Consider the following 18,573-nt stretch of genomic DNA (forward strand, 5'->3'; position numbering starts at 1 on the left):
CCACTCCTCGCTACCAAATCACCGTCACTTTCACCACGTCTGAATAGCGGCTGACACGGGGAATCTCCGCCAGCGGTTCGATACGGGCAAACAAGGGCAAATCCACGGAGCCGGAATCCGGTACACGGCCACTCACCGGGACATTCACCGCCAGCGGGATCAAACGCGCAGGGTCCTGATAGAGCCGATAAGGAATGGGTTTGCTGCCGGCGGAACCCGCCATGTAACGCACGTCACCGACGCCACCGTGCAGGCCGCCGTCGACGCGTAATTGATAAGGGGTGTCGGGGTTGCATTCGAGCCTTGGCAGTCGCTCATTCATCAGCGCCGCGCCCAGTGGTCCGGCGGGATCATCCAGCCGCGCCGTGCTGCCGAAGTCGAGCACGCCCAGTTGCTCGATCCCGGCGCTGTGTTGCTGCCCGACCACTCGGCAACCACGCTGCACGTCGATGCGCACGTCGACCTGAAAGTCTGCAGCGAACACTTGCGCACTGAGCGCCACACCCGTAACAGCCAACACCAGAATTCCTTTCACGGCCCCATTCCTTGTGTGGGGTGGCTACTAGACATCAGGGTAGCAATGCAACGGAATTTCGCCAGCCGCTCATCGCCAATGAACACCCTCCACGTGCGCTTTTTACAGGAATGTGTAAGAAAATCACCGATATAACCGGCTTAAAAAGCTCTACAAGCCGCAGAATCATGTCGAGATTTGGCCGTCAGGGTGCCGTGGTTTTTATGTTGCCGCACCGGCCTCTTCGCGAGCAGGCTGGCTCCCACATTGTCCAGGCATCCGGTCATCTGTGGGAGCGGGCTTGCTCGCGAAGGCGGTCTCACAGGCAACCTGCCTTTCCCGCTATCATGTCGCCCATTTCCAGGCGCCCGCGCCCTCCCCTCGATCAATAGCGAACCCGCCCATGGATACCCTCGCCCAACTGCGCGCCGGCCAACTGACAGGCATCACCCGTCTGGATCTGGCCTGCGGCCTGACTGAATTTCCGCGAGAAATCTTCGACCTGGCGGACTCGCTGGAAGTGCTCAACCTCAGCGGCAACGCCTTGAGCCGCCTGCCCGATGACCTGCATCGCCTGACCCGTTTGCGCGTGCTGTTTTGCTCGGACAACCGGTTCACCGAATTGCCCGCGTGCCTCGGCCGATGCACCGCATTGACGATGATCGGTTTCAAGGCCAATGCCATCGAGACGGTACCCGCCGCTGCCCTACCGCCGTTGCTGCGTTGGCTGATCCTGACCGATAACCGCCTGCGTGAACTGCCCGCCGAGTTGGGTCAACGCCCACATCTACAAAAACTCATGCTCGCCGGCAATCGCTTGCAGCGCCTGCCCGAAAGCCTGAGCCAATGCCATCGACTCGAACTGATCCGCATCGCCGCCAATCAACTGACCGAACTGCCCGAGTGGCTGCTGACCCTGCCAAGCCTGACCTGGCTAGCGTATTCCGGTAACCCGCTGGAAACTGAGGCCGATGCGGCAGCCCTGGATGCCACGGCGAGTATTGCGTGGTCCGGGCTGCGCCTGGAGCAACAACTGGGCGAAGGTGCTTCGGGAGTGATTCATCGGGCGGCGTGGGAGCGACCGGGCCAACCGGCCACCCAGGTTGCGGTCAAACTCTACAAAGGCGAAATGACCAGCGACGGTTCACCGCTGCACGAGATGAACGCCTGCATCACCGCCGGTCTTCATCCCAATCTGATCCGGGTCGAAGGCCCAATCGTCGGGCATCCCGAACAGCAGGCCGGGCTGGTGATGCAGTTGATAGACCCAAGTTATCGCAACCTGGCCGGGCTGCCGAGCCTGGCGTCCTGTACCCGTGACGTCTATGCCGATGGCACCCATTTCAGTGCGGACGTAGCACTGCGCATGGCCCGCGGCATCGCCTCGGTGGCCGAGCATCTGCACCACCAGGGCATCACCCACGGTGATCTCTACGGCCACAATATTTTGTGCAACGAACACGGTGATTGCCTGTTGGGGGACTTTGGCGCGGCGTCTTTCCATGCGACGTGCGACAGCCTTGAAAGCCGTGCGCTGCAACGGATCGAAGTGCGCGCTTTCGGGGTGTTGCTGGGGGAATTGCTGGAGCGGATCGACTCGGGGTTGAGTGATGAGAGGCGTGTGCAGCTGGAGGCATTGCAACAGCGCTGCGGCCAGCCACAGGTGCTGGCGCGGCCGGGGTTCAGTGAGATAGGACAGGCGTTAGCCGCGTTCAACTGAGCTAAAGGCAAGTACAAAACCTGTGGCGAGGGAGCTTGCTCCCGCTGGACGGCGCAGCCGTCCCAAAAACGACGGATGCTGCGCACCCGAGCGGGAGCAAGCTCCCTCGCCACAAATAGACTCACAACCGGTTCGGCTTAACCCGCCAACCCAACAAACATATCCTGCACATCATCATGGTTATCGAGGCCTTCCAGGAACGCCTCGACTTCAGCCATCTGCTCGTCGCTCAAACCGCTCACCGGGTTTTTCGGCTGGTAACCCAACTTGGCCGACAACACGGTAAAACCTTGTTCAGGCAGCGCCTTCTGAACGGCGTCCAGGTCCGCAGGCTCGGTCAGGAACAGGGTGGTGCCCTCTTCCTCACCAGGTTCGAAATCCTGGGCACCGGCTTCGATCGCGGCCATTTCCGGATCGGCGTCAGGGCTGTCCGGGGAGGCTTCGATCATGCCCACATGGTTGAAGTCCCACGATACCGACCCGGAAGCGCCCAATTGGCCCTTGCGGAAGGCCACGCGGATTTCAGCGACGGTACGGTTGATGTTGTCGGTCACGCATTCAACGATCAGCGGCACCTGATGCGGCGCGAAGCCTTCGTAGGTCACGCGATGGTACTGCACGGTTTCGCCCAACAGGCCCGCGCCTTTCTTGATCGCGCGATCCAGGGTTTCCTTGGGCATCGAGGCTTTTTTCGCTTGTTCGACCACCAGACGCAGGTGTGCGTTAGTGGCGGTATCGGCACCGTTTCGGGCAGCAATGGTGATTTCTTTCACCAGTTTGCCGAAGATCTTGCCCTTGGCGTTAGATGCCGCTTCTTTGTGTTTAACCTTCCACTGTGCGCCCATTACTCACTCTCTTATCTGTGGCGCCGAGACATCTATTGGCCGACGCTTTGCGCAAGTTTATACGGCCTAAAGTTGGCAATCGACCAAAAATTCCACCCCGGCTCTCCGGCATGACCAATCGACATATTCACCAGCAGTTGTAGGGCGATTCTGAAAAGTCGATTTGCGGTGACTATAAAGGGCCGTGGTTTCGTACCCTCTGCGCCCATATTCCATGGCAGAAGCGCGTTCGATGCACAACGACAAGGAAAGTCCCTACACCCTGACCCTCCTGGACAGTGGATTGACTCTGCAAGTGTTGCAGTTCAGTGGCCGAGAAAGTCTCAACCAGCCCTATCGTTTCGAGATCGAAGTAATCGGCCTGGCACCCGCCATGAACCTCGAGCGGTTGCTGCATCAACCGGCGTTCCTGAGCCTGATGGATGACACCGGCATTCACGGCCTCTTGCACAGCGCCAGTCGCGAGTATCGTGGCCCGCACCGAATCGACTACCACCTGGTGCTGGTGCCTTGGCTGCAACAACTGGACCGGCACCCTTGCCGTAGGGTCTTTCATCAACTCGGCGTGCCCGCCCTCCTGCGCCAGTTGCTCACCGAAAACGCGATCCCCGATGACAGCTTCCGTTTTGAACTGCCCAGCGGACGCTATCCGGTGCGACCGTTCTGCATTCAGTTTGATGAGAGCGACTTGGCGTTCCTGCAACGGCTCTGCGAAGAAGAAGGCATCCACTATCACTTCGAACATCAGCGCGACGGCCATGTGCTGGTGTTGGCGGATGACAGCCTGAGCTTTCCCCAGGAACCGCTGCTGATGCCTTTTCACAGCGAGACGGCCGATCCCGCCAACGTGCCGGTGATCACTGAGTTGTTCCAGCGCCACGCCTCGCCTGCGCCGCAACAGCTCCAGCGTGAGCAATCGAGTCGTCGATCACTGGAACGGCTGCGCTGCCGGCATCGGCAGATTCAGGGGCAAAGCAATCACAGTGATTTGCGCGGCGGATGCATCGTGCAAGTGTCGGAACATCCCATCGCGAACTTCAACGATCAATGGCTGCTGACCGAGATCCGGCATCAGGGCCGACAGCCGTCGATTCTCGCCGAGGACTCCACCGACAAGGTCCGCCGTTACAGCAATCAATTCAGCGCCATCCCGTGGTCCACGGTGTTCCGGCCAGCGCTCACACAGGCAAGACCGAGCATTGCGGGTTATCAGAAGGCGCGAGTGCTGGGCCCTGTCGGGCAACCGGCGGTGCTGGATACTCAAGGGCGGATTGAGGTCCGGTTGTGGCCCACGGAGCAAGCCGACGACGAGGAGTCCACCGGCCTCTGGCTACCCGTGGCCCTCGCCGCGCCTGACGGTCGGATCGATCCGTCCAGGCTGCCGCTCGCTGGCACCGACGTGCTCATCAGTTTTCTCGACAGCGACCCGGATCGCCCGGTGTTGTGTGCGACGGCGAGCAACCCGCCAGCGCCTCGACTCGCTCGACAGCCACGCAGCGATGGCCGCCTGTTGCTGGACTGGCTGGTCAATCGTCCAGACTGATCAGCCCTTGTCAGCCTTGCCAGCCGCCGCCGCGAACCTGGCCAGGCGCACATCCAGGTGGCCTCGACCTTGACCTCGGCAAACGCCGGAAAGAACTCGTCGAGGCTGTGTTTCAACAAACCGGCATAGGGTGACGGTTGATCGAACACCGGCAACATTCGTCCGCCGTAGGCAAAGGTGTAGCCACCCTTGCCGAGCATGATTCGACCGTCCGGGGTGTTGTGGTAGTAGTGCACGAAAATCCGCGAGTCGAGCACCGTGACGCCGCTGGTCAAACCGATTTCGTCGAGCAGATCGGGCCGGGGTTCGGTGATCAGCATGTCGCTGGAAACGATCGCCACGCTGCGCTCGAACTGTGAGAAACCGCGGGCCATCCAGGCGTTCATGGCCAGCACCACCCGGTCGGCGAGAATGGTGCCATTGCTGCCGCAGATTGCACGCTTCTGTGAGCGCTACCCCGGCATCAGCGTAACAATCGAAACCGGCAACACCGACGAATCGCTGTTTCGCCTGTTCAACTATCAGGCCGACCTGGCGTTGCTCGGCCGGGATGTGAGTGACGAGCGTCTGATCTCACTGCCGCTGCGCAATGAACCGATGGTGGCTTTCGTTTCACGCAATCATCCGTGGGCGGATCGCGACTCGATTTGCCTGGCGGATTTGCACAAGATACCGCTGGTGCTGCGGGAGATCGGTTCGGTGACGCGCCAGACACTAGAAGAGGAAATGGCCCGGGCCGGGTTTTCCATTCGCCCGGCGATTCAGGTTGAAGGTCGGGAAGCGGCGCGTGAGGCGGTGGTCGTGGGGATGGGGGTGGGCGTGGTGTCCGCCGCCGAGTTTGGCGCGGATTCGCGGGTGTGTGCGTAGCCGATTACCGACTGCACACGGCGATTGACCGAGACGCTGGTGTGCCTGTGCGAGCAGAGTTCGCGGCGGGTGGTGGCGACGTTTCTGGAGATGGTTCGCGAGAATCTGGTGTAGACAGGGCCGGCCCTTTCGCGGGCAAGCCACGCTCCCACACTGGATCTCCAGCGTTCAAAAAACCCTGTGGGAGCGTGCGGTGCGGCGGTCCGACTTGCCCGCGATAGCCGCCCCGCGGTCTACCTGACCGGCGCCAACTCGAAAAACGCCCGAATCAAACGCAAATCCCGCCGCCGTTCCATGCACCCGATCATGTGCCGGTTAACCAACCCTTCACCCAGAATCGGTACCGCCGCCACCCTCGGGTCATGACTGACCTCCACCGACGACACCACGCCAACCCCCAACTCGGCCGCCACGGCCTCGGTCACCGCCTCGCGACTGTCCAGCTCCAGCAACACCCTGGGATTGACCGACGCCGTTGCGCACGCCTCATCGAACGTCCGTCGAGTAATCGAACTCGGTTCACGCAACACCATGATCACTTGGTCCAGCTCCTTGAGCTTCACGCCCTTGGAGCCCTTGGCCCAAGGATGGCTTTGCGGCACCAGCGCGCAAATCCGTGATTCACTCAACGCTTGCAGATGCAGGCCTTTGCGCGGCTCTACCTCGGTCAACACTGCTACGTCGGCATGCTCGGACAACAACGCCGCGAGCGTCTCCTGAGCATTGCCCAAGCGCAAGTTCACCGTGATCCCCGGATACAGCGCCCGCAGGCTGGCAAGCATCGGCATGACCATGTGCGGGCCGTCCGCCGCCACTTCCAGGCGCCCGGTCAGCAATTGACGATTCGCTTCCAGCAGCACTTTCGCTTCTTCGGCCAGGCCGAACATTGCCCGGGTGATCGCCGCCAGTTTGGTGCCCTCCTCTGTCAGCTCCACTCGTCGCGCAGTGCGGCGCAGCAAGGTGATTTGGTAGTGCTCCTCCAAAGACTTGATGTGCCCGGTGACCGCCGGCTGGCTGATGAACAACCGCTCGGCCGCACGGGTGAAGCTGCCTTCGCGGGCCACGGCGTCGAAGGCCCGAAGCTGGAACAGGTTCATGAATAACTCTCACTGATGGCTGGCATAACAACAAACAATTTGATTGATAGAACCCGAAATTGCAATTTATGTCCCGTAGCTTCATCCCACAGAGAGCTTTTGCGAGGACACAAGAATGAGCACTGCCGAGCCAATCCTGCTCACCCCCGGCCCACTGACCACATCGGCCCGCACCCGTCAGGCGATGATGGCCGACTGGGGTTCATGGGATGACCGCTTCAATCAACTGACCGCCAGCCTGCGCGAGCAATTGCTGGCAATCCTCAACGGCGGCGACAGCCACCACTGCGTGCCCTTGCAAGGCAGCGGCACGTTCGCGGTTGAAGCGGCCATCGGCACGCTGGTGCCCCGCGACGGCAAAGTGCTGGTGCTGATCAACGGCGCCTACGGCAAACGCCTGGCGAAAATCTGCGAAGTGCTCGGGCGCTCCTTCAGCACCTTCGAAACCGCCGAAGACGAACCGACCACCACCGCCGACGTCGACCGTCTGCTGCACGCCGACGCCAGCATTACCCACGTTGCGCTGATTCACTGCGAAACCAGCACCGGCATCCTCAACCCGCTGCCGGAAATTGCCCATGTGATTGCGCAGCACGGCAAACGCCTGATCATCGACGCCATGAGTTCCTTCGGCGCACTGCCGATCGACGCACAACAGGTGCCGTTTGACGCACTGATCGCCGCCTCGGGTAAATGCCTGGAAGGCGTGCCGGGCATGGGTTTTGTCTTCGCTCGCAAAGACGCCCTGGCCAACGCGGCCGGCAACTCGCACTCCCTGGCGATGGATTTGTACGACCAGCACACCTACATGGCCAAGACCGGACAATGGCGCTTCACGCCGCCGACCCATGTGGTCGCCGCGCTGCACGAAGCCCTGCTGCAATACAACGAAGAAGGTGGTTTGCCGGCGCGGCATCAGCGCTATGCCGACAACTGCCAGGTGCTGCTCGATGACATGGCCAAACTCGGCTTGCGCAGCTTCCTGCCCGCCGCGATCCAGGCGCCGATCATCGTGACGTTCCACGCGCCGAAAGATCCGCGCTACCAGTTCAAGGAGTTCTACGAACGCGTCAAGGCCAAGGGTTTCATCCTCTACCCCGGCAAATTGACCCAGGTCGAAACCTTCCGCGTCGGCTGCATCGGGCACGTCAACCAGGCCGAGATGCACGCAGCGGTAGCGGCAGTCGCCGAAGTACTGCGCGAGATGGAAGTGTTAGAGATCTGACCCACACCGCATTCCCCTGTGGGAGCGAGCCTGCTCGCGATGAGGCCCGACCAGTCGACATCGATATTGAATGACAGTCCGCTATCGCGAGCAGGCTCACTCCCACAAAGAGCCGATTTCCTAAATTGCCAGCTATCACAGGATTCTGATCACCATGAACTACAGCAACCCAACCAAACTCCAGGCCGCCATCCTCGACTGGGCCGGCACCGTGGTCGACTTCGGCTCTTTCGCACCGACGCAGATTTTTGTCGAGGCCTTCGCCGAGTTCGACGTCCAGGTCTCCATCGAAGAGGCCCGCGGGCCGATGGGCATGGGCAAGTGGGACCACATTCGCACCCTGTGCGATCAGCCGGAAGTCGCCGAGCGTTATCGTGCCGTGTTCGGTCGCACGCCGACTGACGATGACGTCACCGCCATCTACAAGCGTTTCATGCCGCTGCAGATCGAGAAAATCGCCGAGCACTCGGCGCTTATTCCGGGCGCACTGGACACCATTGCCAACCTGCGTCAGCAAGGGATCAAGATCGGTTCCTGCTCCGGCTACCCGAAACAGGTCATGGACAAGGTGGTCGAACTGGCCGCCACCAACGGCTACGTCGCCGATCACGTGGTCGCCACCGACGAAGTGCCTAACGGCCGCCCATGGCCGGCCCAGGCGCTGGCCAACGTGATAGCGCTGGGCATCGACGACGTCGCGGCCTGCGTGAAGATCGATGACACCGTGCCGGGCATTCTCGAAGGGCGTCGTGCCGGCATGTGGACCGTGGCGCTGATCTGCTCAGGCAACGCGTTGGGTCTGGACTACGAAGGTTTCCGCGCCCTGGGCAGCGAGCAACTCGACAGTGAACGCCAACGTATCCACGCGATGTTCGAAGGTTCGCGGCCGCACTACATGATCGACACCATCACCGACTTGCCGGAAGTGATCGCCGACATCAACAAGCGTCTGGCCAAGGGGGAAATGCCGCAAAGCAGTTAATAACGTTTCTTGCTCCATAAAAAAGCGCCAGCTCCGTTTCGGAACTAGTGCTTTTTTTTGAGCGATCACTTGAGCCAGAGCATTGAACGTCCAAATAGCCACAGGCAAATCCACCAAAGCGGATTACAGTTAAAGAACACCGTCGAACAAGAACGGTGGGCTTTAGACCAGACCTGTGAGGAACACCGTATGCCCTGGAAGAACTCCGAATCACGCTACAGCACTGTATCGATTACGCTGCATTGGTTGATGCTGGTTTTGCTGGCACTGGTTTACGCCTGTATCGAATTTCGTGGGGTCTTTCCCAAAGGCAGCGGTGGCCGGACGCTGATCACCGAATCGCACTTCATGCTCGGCTTGACGGTGTTTGTCTTGGTTTGGCTGCGGCTGTTCGCTCGCAGCCTGGGCCCGGCTCCACAGATCTTCCCGGCCTCACCCCGCTGGCAGACCGCACTGGCCAGACTGATGCACTGGGCGCTGTACATTTTCATGATCGCGATGCCGATACTCGGCTGGCTGGTGACCAGCGCCAAGGGGCATCAGGTGATGTTTTATGGCTTTGACCTACCGTTGCTGATCCCGGAGAACAAGACGCTGGCCAAGCAAATCGAGGGCTGGCATGAGCTCGGTGGCACTATCGGTTACTGGCTGATCGGCCTGCACGCGGTGGCGGGGATTTATCACCACTATGTGGTGCGCGATAACACGCTGCTGCGGATGATGCCCAAGCGTGGGTGAACGGTAAGCAACCTTGTGGCGAGGGAGCTTGCTCCCGCTGGGCTGCGAAGCGGCCCCAATACCTGCGCCCGCATCCGGCCTGGCACAGCGCGTTCAACGGTTTTACGCCTGCTTCGCAGTCGAGCGGGAGCAAGCTCCCTCGCCACAAAAGCATTCGGTGTGTTTTATAGTGTTGAACTGAACCCCCGACGGCCCTGCAAGCCGCCAGTGTGGACGAAGATCAGGCGCGAGCCCTTTTCAAATGTTCCAGCCTCGACCTGCTGCTTGAGCATCAGTAAAGCCTTGCCGGTGTACAACGGTTCGAGGGGAATATCCGAAGCCTGTTCGACCTGGTCGATGAAACTGAGCAGCAGCGGATCGACCTTGGCAAAGCCGCCTCGACTGGCGTCGAACAGTTCGTAAGCCGCTTCCTGCACACCTGCCTCTCGGACAATCGATTCAACCTGCTGCGCCACACCATGATCGTCGGGCACTGCGAGCGCGCCATAGACCGGGTGTTCGCCCGCCTCCGCCAGCGCCAGGCCGGCCAGGGTCGTGCCGGTTCCGCAAGCCAGCCACCAACCGTCGTAATCACTCCAGCCCAAGTCGCCGAGCTGATCGAGGACCATCGCCTTCAACTGCCTGCAACCCCGCGCCCCCCGCAGACCGCCGCCCCCTTCAGGCACCGGATACAGGTCGGGATATTGCGCCTGCCAGGGCAGCCAGAAATCCGCTTCGTGCCGCGCTCGATAACCGCCATAACCCAACCAGTGCACCTGCATACCGAACGCTTGCAAGTCCCTCACCGTCGGCGTTTCCTGCGGATGACCGCGCAGCAGGCCGACCGTTTTGAAATCGAAACGCTTGCCGGCGGCGGCCAGTGCATGCAGATGATTGGAGTGGGCACCGCCGAGGCTGATGATGCCTTGGGCGCCGATCCGGTCAGCGGCGTTGAGGTGTTCGATGAGTTTGAACCACTTGTTGCCGCTGATCAGCGGGTCGATCTGGTCGAGACGCAGGATGGCGACTTCAATGCCGGCGGAGGTGAGCCAGTCGAGGTGAAGGAGTTGAAGCGGGGCCTGGAGTAGCCAGTCGTTGGGAGGGAGAAGCATCGATGCCAGCTCAGGGTGAAGAGTCGGCATCTTAGCAGCCAATTTGTGGCGAGGGAGCTTGCTCCCGTTCGGCGGCGCAGCCGTCGTAAACCCATTCAACGCAGTGATCCTGGAAAACTGCGGCGTTTGGGAGGGGCTGCTACGCAGCCCAGCGGGAGCAAGCTCCCTCGCCACAGGAATTGAGTTGCTTACAACTCAGCAGCCAACCGCGATCCTTGGTTGATCGCCCGCTTGGCATCCAGTTCCGCCGCCACGTCCGCGCCACCAATCAAATGCACGTTCTGCCCAGCAGCCACCAAACCATCCTGCAATTCACGCAGCGGATCCTGCCCGGCGCAAATCACGATGTTGTCCACCGGCAGCACCTGCGGCTCACCGGTTTCGCCGATGCGAATGTGCAGGCCTTCATCATCAATCTTCAAGTATTCGACACTGTTGAGCATCTGCACCTGCTTGTTCTTCAGACCGGTGCGATGAATCCAGCCCGTGGTTTTGCCCAAGCCGTCGCCGACCTTGGATTTCTTGCGTTGCAGCAGAAACACCTCACGCGCCGGTGCATGGGGTTCAGCCTTGATGCCGGCGACACCGCCGCGCGCTTCCAGATGTGTGTCGATGCCCCACTCTTTCCAGAACGCTTCACGGTCCAGACTGGTGGCCACGCCTTGGTGAACCAGGAATTCCGATACGTCGAAACCGATCCCGCCCGCGCCAATCACCGCCACACGCTTGCCTACCGGTTTGCGCTCGAGAATCACGTCCAGATAGCTCAGCACCTTGGCGTTTTCAACGCCCGGAATCGCCGGGGTTCTCGGGGCGATGCCGGTGGCCAGGATGATTTCGTCGTAACCGCCCTCAACCAGTTTCGCCACGTCGACACGGGTGTTCAGGCACACCTCGACGTTGGTGGTTTGCAGTTTGCGGTTGAAATAGCGCAGGGTTTCGAAAAACTCTTCCTTGCCCGGTACACGCTTGGCAATGTTGAACTGGCCGCCAATCTCGCTGGCCGAATCAAATAGCGTCACCGAGTGCCCACGCTCGGCCGCCACAGTGGCTGCGGACAGGCCCGCAGGACCGGCACCGACCACCGCGATTTTCTTGATCTGCTGCACCGGCAGGTAGTTGAGCTCGGTTTCATGGCAAGCACGCGGGTTCACCAGGCAACTGGTCAACTTGCCGCCGAAGGTGTGGTCCAGGCACGCCTGATTGCAACCGATGCAGGTGTTGATTTCGTCGCCACGACCGGCGGCCGCCTTGTTGACGAAGTCCGGGTCGGCGAGGAATGGCCGCGCCATGGACACCATGTCGGCATCGCCTTCGGCCAGAATCTGCTCGGCCACTTCCGGGGTGTTGATGCGGTTGGTGGTGATCAACGGAATGCTCACCGAACCACGCAGCTTGGCCGTGACTTTGCTGAACGCGGCACGCGGCACTTTGGTGGCGATGGTCGGGATCCGCGCTTCGTGCCAGCCGATGCCGGTGTTGATGATGGTCGCGCCGGCCTGCTCGATGGCTTTGGCCAGGGTCACGATTTCTTCCCAGCTGCTGCCGCCTTCCACCAGATCGAGCATCGACAGGCGGAAGATGATGATGAAGTTCGGGCCTACCGCTTCACGAACACGGCGGACGATTTCCACCGGCAGGCGCATACGGTTTTCGTAGCTGCCACCCCATCGGTCAGTGCGATGGTTGGTGTGGGCGGCGAGGAACTGGTTAATGAAATAACCTTCCGAACCCATGATCTCGACGCCGTCGTACTCGGCTTTTTGCGCCAGTGTCGAGCAAGTGACGAAATCGCTGATCTGCTTCTCGATGCCTTCCTCGTCCAGCTCTTTAGGCTTGAACGGGTTGATCGGCGCCTGAATGGCACTCGGCGCGACCTGTTTCGGGCTGTAGGCATAACGACCGGCGTGGAGGATCTGCATGCAGATCTTGCCGCCCGCCTCGTGCACCGCGCGGGTCACGATCTGGTGCTTGAGCGCTTCTTCCTCGGTGGTCAGTTTGGCCGCGCCGGAATACACCCCACCCTCATCGTTCGGGCCAATGCCACCGGTGACCATCAGGCCAACGCCGCCGCGAGCACGCTCGGCGAAGTACGCCGCCATGCGTTCGAAACCGCCGGGCTTTTCCTCAAGACCGGTGTGCATCGAACCCATCAGGGTGCGGTTGCGCAGCGTGGTAAAACCCAGGTCCAGCGGGGCCAACAGGTGCGGGTAATGAGCGGCGGCCATTTGTAACTCCACATCGAGCGATCACGGAAAATATGCAGGAGCTCTTCGGCCCCCGTCAGTCATGTTGGACAGACTAAGAGTCGCGCCCTTGTCACTCAATGACCGAAACTGACAACTTATTGATCCAAATGTGCACCGCCCCTTGGCAAGCGTCGGCATGGGCCCTACCCTAGGCGCGAACCCTGCACACGGCCGTTGACTGTTTTCCATGCGCAAACTTCTGTACCTGACTTTCTCCATGGCATTGATTGCCGCCCTCACGACCTACGCCATGTGGGCCGCGGACCGTCCGGTGGGTCATTACCTGTCGGACCTGCGCATCCATCTCGCGGTCGATCAAGGCACACCCGCCGATCGCGGCAATCTGCTGGGCATCCAGCCCGAACTGTTTCCCACCGACTATCAAAGCCCCGAACGCCTGCACCGCAAGCTCGCCGCCTATTTGCAGCAGGCTCAGGACCAGGGCTTGCTGAATGAAAAGACCATCGTCGTGCTGCCCGAACATATCGGCACCTGGCTGATGGTCAGCGGCGAGAAAGATGAGCTGTACCAGGCGACCACTCTCGAAGAAGCCATGAACTGGCTGGCGGTGAGCAATCCTGTGCAGTTCGTCCGTGCGTTGATCAGCGCCAAGGGCGGCAGTCGTCTCGACGACGCTCACTTGCGGATGAAGGCCAAAGGCATGGCCAAGGATTATCAGGCATTGTTCGGGGGGCTGGCGAAGGCGTTCAACGTGACCCTGGTGGCAGGCACTATCGTGTTGCCCGAACCGAGCATCATCGACGGCACGCTGAAAGTCGGCCGCGGTGCGTTGTACAACAGCAGCGTGGTGTTCGGTCGCGACGGTTTGCCGATCGGCCAGCCGCAACGCCAGATGCATCCGGTGTTTGCTGACCATGACGTCATCGAGGCCAATGGCGAGCATACGCTCAACGTTGTCGACACACCGGCCGGACGCTTGGGCGTACTGATCGGCAGCGACAGCTGGTACCCGGACAACTACCGCAAACTCGACGCTCAGGGCGCCCATTTGGTGGCTGTTCCCGCGTATGTCGCCGGCCGCGACACCTGGGACAAACCGTGGCGGGGTTACAAGGGGCTGTCGACGCCCAGCTCGGTCAGCCTCAAGGCCGGTGAACTCAGTGAAGGCCAAGCCTGGCATCGTTTGACACTGACCGGCCAGCCGCCCAGCAGCCAGGCCATTGCCGGCATGAGCGTGTTCCTGCGCGGCCAGTTCTGGGACAAGGGCAGCGCGGGTCAGAGTTTTCTCAGCAACAACGGGCAGCAGTTCGCCGACGGCAACGCCCGTGGCGCGCGTTTACTGAACCTCTGGTTGTAACCCATGAAACCGCTGCCGATGCGCCTTGGGGATCTGTCGGTGGGCTTTGTTCACAGCCTGGCCGACGCCGTGCGCAGCCATGGTGTGGACCCGCAACCGCTGCTTGAGCAATACGGCCTCGATGCCGCGCGCCTGGCCGAAGCGGGGGCCCGGCTGTCGATCCCGCGCTACATGCGCCTGGGCCACGGAGCCATTCAACTGACCGATGACCCGGCACTGGGTTTGCGTATGGGCCAGCTCAGTCGACTGAGTCAGGCCGGTCTGGCCGGAGTCACCGCCGCCCAGGCGCCGACAGTTCGAGAAGCGGCGCGCTGCCTGATTCGTTTTGAAGCCTTGTATGGCTCCAACTACCGTGGTCAATCGAGCTTTCAGGAAGACGCTCAGGGCGCATGGCTGCGGTTCTATTCCATCAGCCCTTACAACGCCTACAACCGCTTCGTGGTGGATTCGATCATCGCCGGGTGGCTGCAGCAATTGTCCAGCGTGAGCCCTGCCCCGCTTCGCGCCGAACGGATCGAGATTGAGTTTGCCGAACCGGATTATCGTGAAGCGTATGCCGCGCTGGGTGACTGTCCGATTCAGTTCGGCGCCGAACAGAATCAACTGCGCCTGAGTCTGGCCAGCCTCGCCCAACGCAACCCGGAACACTGCCCGAGTACCTGGCGACACTTGCTGCAACTCTGTGAACGGGAACTGGAGCAACTGACACGCACCCGCAGCCTGCGTGAACGCATCACTCAGTTGCTGGGGCCGTTACTCAATGGTGGCCGGGAACCCGACCTGGAAGAAGTGGCGGCACGCCTGAAGCTGCCGACCTGGACCTTGCGTCGTAAACTCGCCGAAGAAGGAACGCAATTTCGCGCCATTCTCAATGACACGCGCCGCGACCTGGCCATGACCTACATTCGCGACACGGAACTGGCGTTCGGTGAAATCGCCTACCTGCTGGGTTTTGCCTCAGCCGAAGCTTTTCAACGCGCCTTCAAACGCTGGAACGGCCAGACACCCGGCGAGTTTCGCCGCAGCCATCGCCAATCCGCGTGAAGCTTAAAGCTCTGTAGCGTCTTCCGCTGGCTCCAATGGGTCCAGTTCAAACGCCTGATACTCGAGCAGCTCTTCTTGATAATCGTCCATCGTGAAATCCCCCTACCGCTCGTTTAAAAAATGCCTGAATAAATGACCAACGCCCCGAGCATAAAGTGCCCGTGTGAAAGAAAAATGACGCGGGCGTACCGCTCAGCGGCTACTTATAAAACGTAGCAGGCGGTCAGGAATCTATCACAGGATTTTTTCGATAGTGGCTGCAGGACTACAGCTCGGGTTGACGCGGATCAATCTAAAAGCCATTTCGGGAACGGTGTCATCTGACACGGTCCCGAAATGTATACCGATTACTGGCTGGCAGCAGGCATGGCCGGAATAGGCTCGCTCGGTGGCGGCAGGCTGGATTGCGGCGGTGGCGTAACGGTTTCCGGGGACGGAGCCGGTTCCGGGTTTTCAACCGGGGTGATCGGCGCTGTTTCAGGTGGCGGTGCGACGGGCTCCGAGGCAGCGGGGGCTGGAGCAGGTTCAGCCGCAGGCGCTGGCGCGGGCTCCGCAGCCGGTGCCGGCGTTGGGGCCAAAGGCGCCGGAGCAGCCTTGGCTTCAGGCATGCCCAGGTCGGTCTTGGGTTTCTCGGGGATGTGTGCAGCTTTTTTCGCTTCCGGCGGCAGGAACAACTCCACCAGCGCAAAGAAACGCTCGTAGAACTTGGCCGACGAGACGGTTTCACTGGCAACCTTGACCATCGAATCGTCGGAGGAACCGATCGGCATCGACACCGAACCCAGCACACCCACGCCCACACTGGCAGAGTTGTTGGTTTTCTTCAGCGCATAACGGTCCTGCAGGGCGTTGGCGAACATGGTCGCATGATGGCCCTCACTGCCATCATCGGCACAGACCACACTGAAGCTGATCTCCATGTGGGTCTCGCCGGTCTGCTGGAAGCTTTTGTGTCCGCTGACCAGTTTCGGGTCGGCGCTGGTGATGATATAGCCCTGGCTCAGCAACGCCCGACGGGCGGCTTCGCAGGTCTGCGCATCCGTCACCGGGTAATTGCGCGAAAACGTCCCGGAGTCATCGAAGTTCTCATGCTCGTAGATGGGGGCTTTCTTCGACGAGCAGCCGGCAACTGCGGCCAGCAACAGCACCAGCCCGGCAACACGCATGGGAATTGATTTAAACATTGAACATCCTGAGGGAAACGGTCCGGGGCGTATTGTGCAACAGATCGATGCTTAGCGGAGCATCGATTAGTGTCTTAAAACATTTACAAGTCTACTGACTGTCAGTTACGGGAAAAAGTCCCGTTCCGGGCAAGGTTTAAAGACCCGTGTGGAAGTGGATCCAGCCTCGAAATCCCACGCATAAAAAAACCCCGGCCTTTCGGCCGGGGTCTTTGTGGGGCGGGCAACTCAGTCAAGCATCAGAAACGCTTGATCTCGGCCTGGCTTTCCAGCTGTTTGCGGTAGGCCGCAAAGTCCTGCTGGCCAATGCGCGAGGCGAGGAAGCGACGGTACTGGGCCTTCTCTTCTTCGGTCGGCGCGGCGGCTTCGTTCACGCCGTTCAGGCGCACGATCACCAGGCTACCATCAGCCAAGGTCACGCTGCTGAAGGTCGGCTTGTCCTTGGCGACAGGTTTTGGCATGCGGAACAGCGCTTGTAGCACGGTTGGGTCAATCCCTTCCTGAGCGCGAGTAGCCGCTTCAGTCACTTTCCAGTTCTGACCGTCGATCGCCTTGTTCAGCGGGGTCTTGCCATCGCGCAGGCTGGCGATCAACTCCTCAGCCTTGGTCTTGGCGGCAGCACTGGCGTGTTCCTTGGCCAACTGCGCACGAATGCTGGCATTGACGCTTTCCAGCGGAAGTTGCGCAGGCTTCAAGTGTTCCTTGGCGCGCAGCACGATCACGGTTTCCGGGTCCAGCTCGATGGCGGTGCTGTTGGCACCTTCATCCAGCACTTCAGGACTGAATGCCGCGGTGACCACGGCACGGTTAGCCGACACACCTTCGCCACCCTCGCGGCCGAACGGCTTGGAGGTGTGGACAGTCAGCTTCAGGTCTTGCGCCGGCTGGGCCAGATCGGAGGACTCGAACGAGGAGTCTTCCAGTTGCTTGGTCGCCTCGACAAAGCGCTGCTCGACCTGCTGGGTTTTCAGCTCGCGGGTCAGCTTGTCTTTCAGGCTGGCCAGTGTCGGCACTTCCGGTGCTTCAACGCCCAACAGTTTGATCAGGTGGAAACCGAAGTCAGTGCGAACCGGTGCCGACACTTGATCCTTGGCCAACGCATACAGCGCGGTTTCGAATGCCGGGTCGTAGACGCCAGGGCCTGCGTAGCCCAGGTCACCGCCGTTGTTCGCCGAACCCGGGTCCTGGGAGAATTCCTTGGCCAGCGCCTCGAATTTCTCGCCTTTGGCCAGACGCGCCTGAATGTCTTCGATCTTGGCCTTGGCTTGCGCCTCGGTCACTTTATCGTTCACTTCGATCAGAATGTGCGCAGCCCGACGTTGCTCGGACAGGTTCGCGATTTCTTTCTGATACGCCGCCTGCAGGTCTTCGTCCTTGACAGCAACCTGATCAAAGAAGGAAGACTTCTTCAATTCAAGGTAATCGATAATCACCTGATCCGGCGTCATGAATTCCTTGGCATGTTCGTCGTAGTAGGCCTTGACCTCATCGTCGGTCAGCTTCACCGCTGCCGGGTCAACCTTGACGTTCAGGGAAGCGAAATCGCGGGTCTGTTTTTCCAGACGGGCAAACGCCAGAACCTGTGCGTCGGTGACGAAACCGCTACCCGCCAGACCAGCGCGCAGCTGACCGATCAGCATTTCCTGAGCCAGCATCTGGCGGAATTGCATGCGGCTGTAGCCGAGTTGACGAATCACCTGATCGAAGCGCTCAGGACTGAACTTGCCATCCACCTGGAATTCAGGCGTTTGCAAGATCACTTGGTCCAATGCCGCTTCGGAGAAAGCGAATTTCGAGTTTTCTGCGCCTTGCAGCAGCAACTTGCGGTCGATCAGGCCTTTGAGGGCCGATTCGCGCAGCATTTTTTCATCGAGCAAGGAAGCATCGAAATCCTTGCCCAGCTGTTGCATGAGCTGACGGCGTTGCATATCGACCGCCTGGCTCAGCTCGTTCTGGCTGATTTCTTCGCCGTTGACCTTGGCCGCATCATTACGATGGGTAGTGGCCTGAAAAATGGCGTCGAAACCGGTCAAAGCCATCAGTGCAACGATGACCCCGATAATAGTCTTGGCAATCCAGCCTTGTGAATTGTCCCTGATATTCTGCAGCATGCGTCCCCCAGAAACGGTTGAACTTCAAAATTAGGCAACCGTGGA

General features: G+C 60.4%; 14 protein-coding genes and 2 pseudogenes. 8 read left to right on the forward strand and 8 right to left on the reverse strand.

Annotated elements, in window-relative coordinates; translation table 11 throughout:
• Window positions 1-10: 10 nt before the first annotated feature.
• Window positions 11-535 carry a Csu type fimbrial protein gene (locus ACA075_RS19915; protein ID WP_497294818.1) on the reverse strand — a complete coding sequence of 175 codons (525 nt, stop codon included), beginning with the start codon at window positions 533-535 and terminating at the stop codon, window positions 11-13.
• A 382-nt stretch (window positions 536-917) separates the two neighbouring features.
• Here ACA075_RS19915 and ACA075_RS19920 point away from each other — a divergent pair, with 382 nt between their 5' ends.
• Window positions 918-2,234, forward strand: a complete 1,317-nt coding sequence (locus ACA075_RS19920; protein ID WP_497294820.1) for a leucine-rich repeat-containing protein kinase family protein — start codon at window positions 918-920, stop codon at window positions 2,232-2,234.
• A 137-nt stretch (window positions 2,235-2,371) separates the two neighbouring features.
• Here ACA075_RS19920 and ACA075_RS19925 read toward each other — a convergent pair whose 3' ends face one another.
• On the reverse strand, window positions 2,372-3,079 hold the full coding sequence (locus ACA075_RS19925) for a YebC/PmpR family DNA-binding transcriptional regulator (protein WP_090185851.1): 708 nt from the start codon (window positions 3,077-3,079) through the stop codon (window positions 2,372-2,374).
• A gap of 232 nt (window positions 3,080-3,311) precedes the next feature.
• On the opposite strand from ACA075_RS19925, the gene ACA075_RS19930 reads away from it, so the two are divergent.
• Window positions 3,312-4,622 carry a type VI secretion system Vgr family protein gene (locus tag ACA075_RS19930; protein ID WP_497294822.1) on the forward strand — a complete coding sequence of 437 codons (1,311 nt, stop codon included), beginning with the start codon at window positions 3,312-3,314 and terminating at the stop codon, window positions 4,620-4,622.
• Between the two features lie 53 nt (window positions 4,623-4,675).
• On the opposite strand, the pseudogene ACA075_RS19935 reads toward ACA075_RS19930, so the two are convergent.
• A pseudogene (locus ACA075_RS19935) lies at window positions 4,676-5,032 on the reverse strand (FAD-dependent oxidoreductase); the annotation flags it as partial.
• 4 nt (window positions 5,033-5,036) lie between these two features.
• Between ACA075_RS19935 and ACA075_RS19940 the strand changes: the two are divergent.
• Window positions 5,037-5,603, forward strand: a pseudogene (locus ACA075_RS19940) (LysR substrate-binding domain-containing protein); the annotation flags it as partial.
• A 119-nt stretch (window positions 5,604-5,722) separates the two neighbouring features.
• Here ACA075_RS19940 and ACA075_RS19945 read toward each other — a convergent pair.
• Window positions 5,723-6,586 (reverse strand): LysR substrate-binding domain-containing protein, encoded by an 864-nt coding sequence (locus ACA075_RS19945; RefSeq protein ID WP_497294824.1) that lies wholly within the window; start codon window positions 6,584-6,586, stop codon window positions 5,723-5,725.
• 115 nt (window positions 6,587-6,701) lie between these two features.
• On the opposite strand from ACA075_RS19945, the gene ACA075_RS19950 reads away from it, so the two are divergent.
• The 3 genes from ACA075_RS19950 (at window position 6,702) to ACA075_RS19960 (ending at window position 9,531) form a co-directional block, all read left to right on the forward strand.
• Entirely contained in the window at window positions 6,702-7,811 is a 1,110-nt protein-coding gene (locus ACA075_RS19950; protein ID WP_497294826.1) for a 2-aminoethylphosphonate--pyruvate transaminase, read from the forward strand.
• A gap of 154 nt (window positions 7,812-7,965) precedes the next feature.
• A complete protein-coding gene (gene phnX / locus ACA075_RS19955; RefSeq protein ID WP_497294828.1) occupies window positions 7,966-8,793 on the forward strand; it encodes a phosphonoacetaldehyde hydrolase in 828 nt (275 codons plus the stop codon).
• Between the two features lie 189 nt (window positions 8,794-8,982).
• A complete protein-coding gene (locus ACA075_RS19960; protein ID WP_497294830.1) occupies window positions 8,983-9,531 on the forward strand; it encodes a cytochrome b in 549 nt (182 codons plus the stop codon).
• A gap of 164 nt (window positions 9,532-9,695) precedes the next feature.
• On the opposite strand, the gene ACA075_RS19965 is transcribed toward ACA075_RS19960, so the two are convergent.
• Together ACA075_RS19965 and ACA075_RS19970 are read right to left on the reverse strand one after the other, a co-directional pair.
• Window positions 9,696-10,622: a 1-aminocyclopropane-1-carboxylate deaminase/D-cysteine desulfhydrase gene (locus ACA075_RS19965; protein WP_497294832.1), complete on the reverse strand. Its 927-nt coding sequence runs from the start codon at window positions 10,620-10,622 to the stop codon at window positions 9,696-9,698.
• Between the two features lie 188 nt (window positions 10,623-10,810).
• Window positions 10,811-12,850 carry an oxidoreductase gene (locus ACA075_RS19970; RefSeq protein WP_497294833.1) on the reverse strand — a complete coding sequence of 680 codons (2,040 nt, stop codon included), beginning with the start codon at window positions 12,848-12,850 and terminating at the stop codon, window positions 10,811-10,813.
• 208 nt (window positions 12,851-13,058) lie between these two features.
• Here ACA075_RS19970 and ACA075_RS19975 point away from each other — a divergent pair, with 208 nt between their 5' ends.
• Entirely contained in the window at window positions 13,059-14,189 is a 1,131-nt protein-coding gene (locus tag ACA075_RS19975; protein ID WP_497294835.1) for a carbon-nitrogen hydrolase family protein, read from the forward strand.
• A 3-nt stretch (window positions 14,190-14,192) separates the two neighbouring features.
• Window positions 14,193-15,233: an AraC family transcriptional regulator gene (locus tag ACA075_RS19980; protein ID WP_497294836.1), complete on the forward strand. Its 1,041-nt coding sequence runs from the start codon at window positions 14,193-14,195 to the stop codon at window positions 15,231-15,233.
• 347 nt (window positions 15,234-15,580) lie between these two features.
• Here ACA075_RS19980 and ACA075_RS19985 read toward each other — a convergent pair whose 3' ends face one another.
• Complete coding sequence (locus ACA075_RS19985) at window positions 15,581-16,417, reverse strand: DUF2242 domain-containing protein (protein ID WP_497294837.1); 837 nt, start codon at window positions 16,415-16,417, stop codon at window positions 15,581-15,583.
• 239 nt (window positions 16,418-16,656) lie between these two features.
• Entirely contained in the window at window positions 16,657-18,528 is a 1,872-nt protein-coding gene (locus tag ACA075_RS19990) for a SurA N-terminal domain-containing protein (protein WP_497294839.1), read from the reverse strand.
• Window positions 18,529-18,573 lie beyond the last annotated feature (45 nt).

It is taken from the genome of Pseudomonas sp. LBUM1663 (genome assembly GCF_059695905.1).

What these genes read in the sequence shown, in the direction of transcription:
- ACA075_RS19920 (WP_497294820.1), top strand. Translation starts at nt 918, where the DNA reads ATGGATACCCTCGCCCAACTGCGCGCCGGCCAACTGACAGGCATCACC.
- ACA075_RS19925 (WP_090185851.1), bottom strand. Translation starts at nt 3,079, where the DNA reads ATGGGCGCACAGTGGAAGGTTAAACACAAAGAAGCGGCATCTAACGCC.
- ACA075_RS19930 (WP_497294822.1), top strand. Translation starts at nt 3,312, where the DNA reads ATGCACAACGACAAGGAAAGTCCCTACACCCTGACCCTCCTGGACAGT.
- ACA075_RS19945 (WP_497294824.1), bottom strand. Translation starts at nt 6,586, where the DNA reads ATGAACCTGTTCCAGCTTCGGGCCTTCGACGCCGTGGCCCGCGAAGGC.
- ACA075_RS19950 (WP_497294826.1), top strand. Translation starts at nt 6,702, where the DNA reads ATGAGCACTGCCGAGCCAATCCTGCTCACCCCCGGCCCACTGACCACA.
- phnX (WP_497294828.1), top strand. Translation starts at nt 7,966, where the DNA reads ATGAACTACAGCAACCCAACCAAACTCCAGGCCGCCATCCTCGACTGG.
- ACA075_RS19960 (WP_497294830.1), top strand. Translation starts at nt 8,983, where the DNA reads ATGCCCTGGAAGAACTCCGAATCACGCTACAGCACTGTATCGATTACG.
- ACA075_RS19965 (WP_497294832.1), bottom strand. Translation starts at nt 10,622, where the DNA reads ATGCTTCTCCCTCCCAACGACTGGCTACTCCAGGCCCCGCTTCAACTC.
- ACA075_RS19970 (WP_497294833.1), bottom strand. Translation starts at nt 12,850, where the DNA reads ATGGCCGCCGCTCATTACCCGCACCTGTTGGCCCCGCTGGACCTGGGT.
- ACA075_RS19975 (WP_497294835.1), top strand. Translation starts at nt 13,059, where the DNA reads ATGCGCAAACTTCTGTACCTGACTTTCTCCATGGCATTGATTGCCGCC.
- ACA075_RS19980 (WP_497294836.1), top strand. Translation starts at nt 14,193, where the DNA reads ATGAAACCGCTGCCGATGCGCCTTGGGGATCTGTCGGTGGGCTTTGTT.
- ACA075_RS19985 (WP_497294837.1), bottom strand. Translation starts at nt 16,417, where the DNA reads ATGTTTAAATCAATTCCCATGCGTGTTGCCGGGCTGGTGCTGTTGCTG.
- ACA075_RS19990 (WP_497294839.1), bottom strand. Translation starts at nt 18,528, where the DNA reads ATGCTGCAGAATATCAGGGACAATTCACAAGGCTGGATTGCCAAGACT.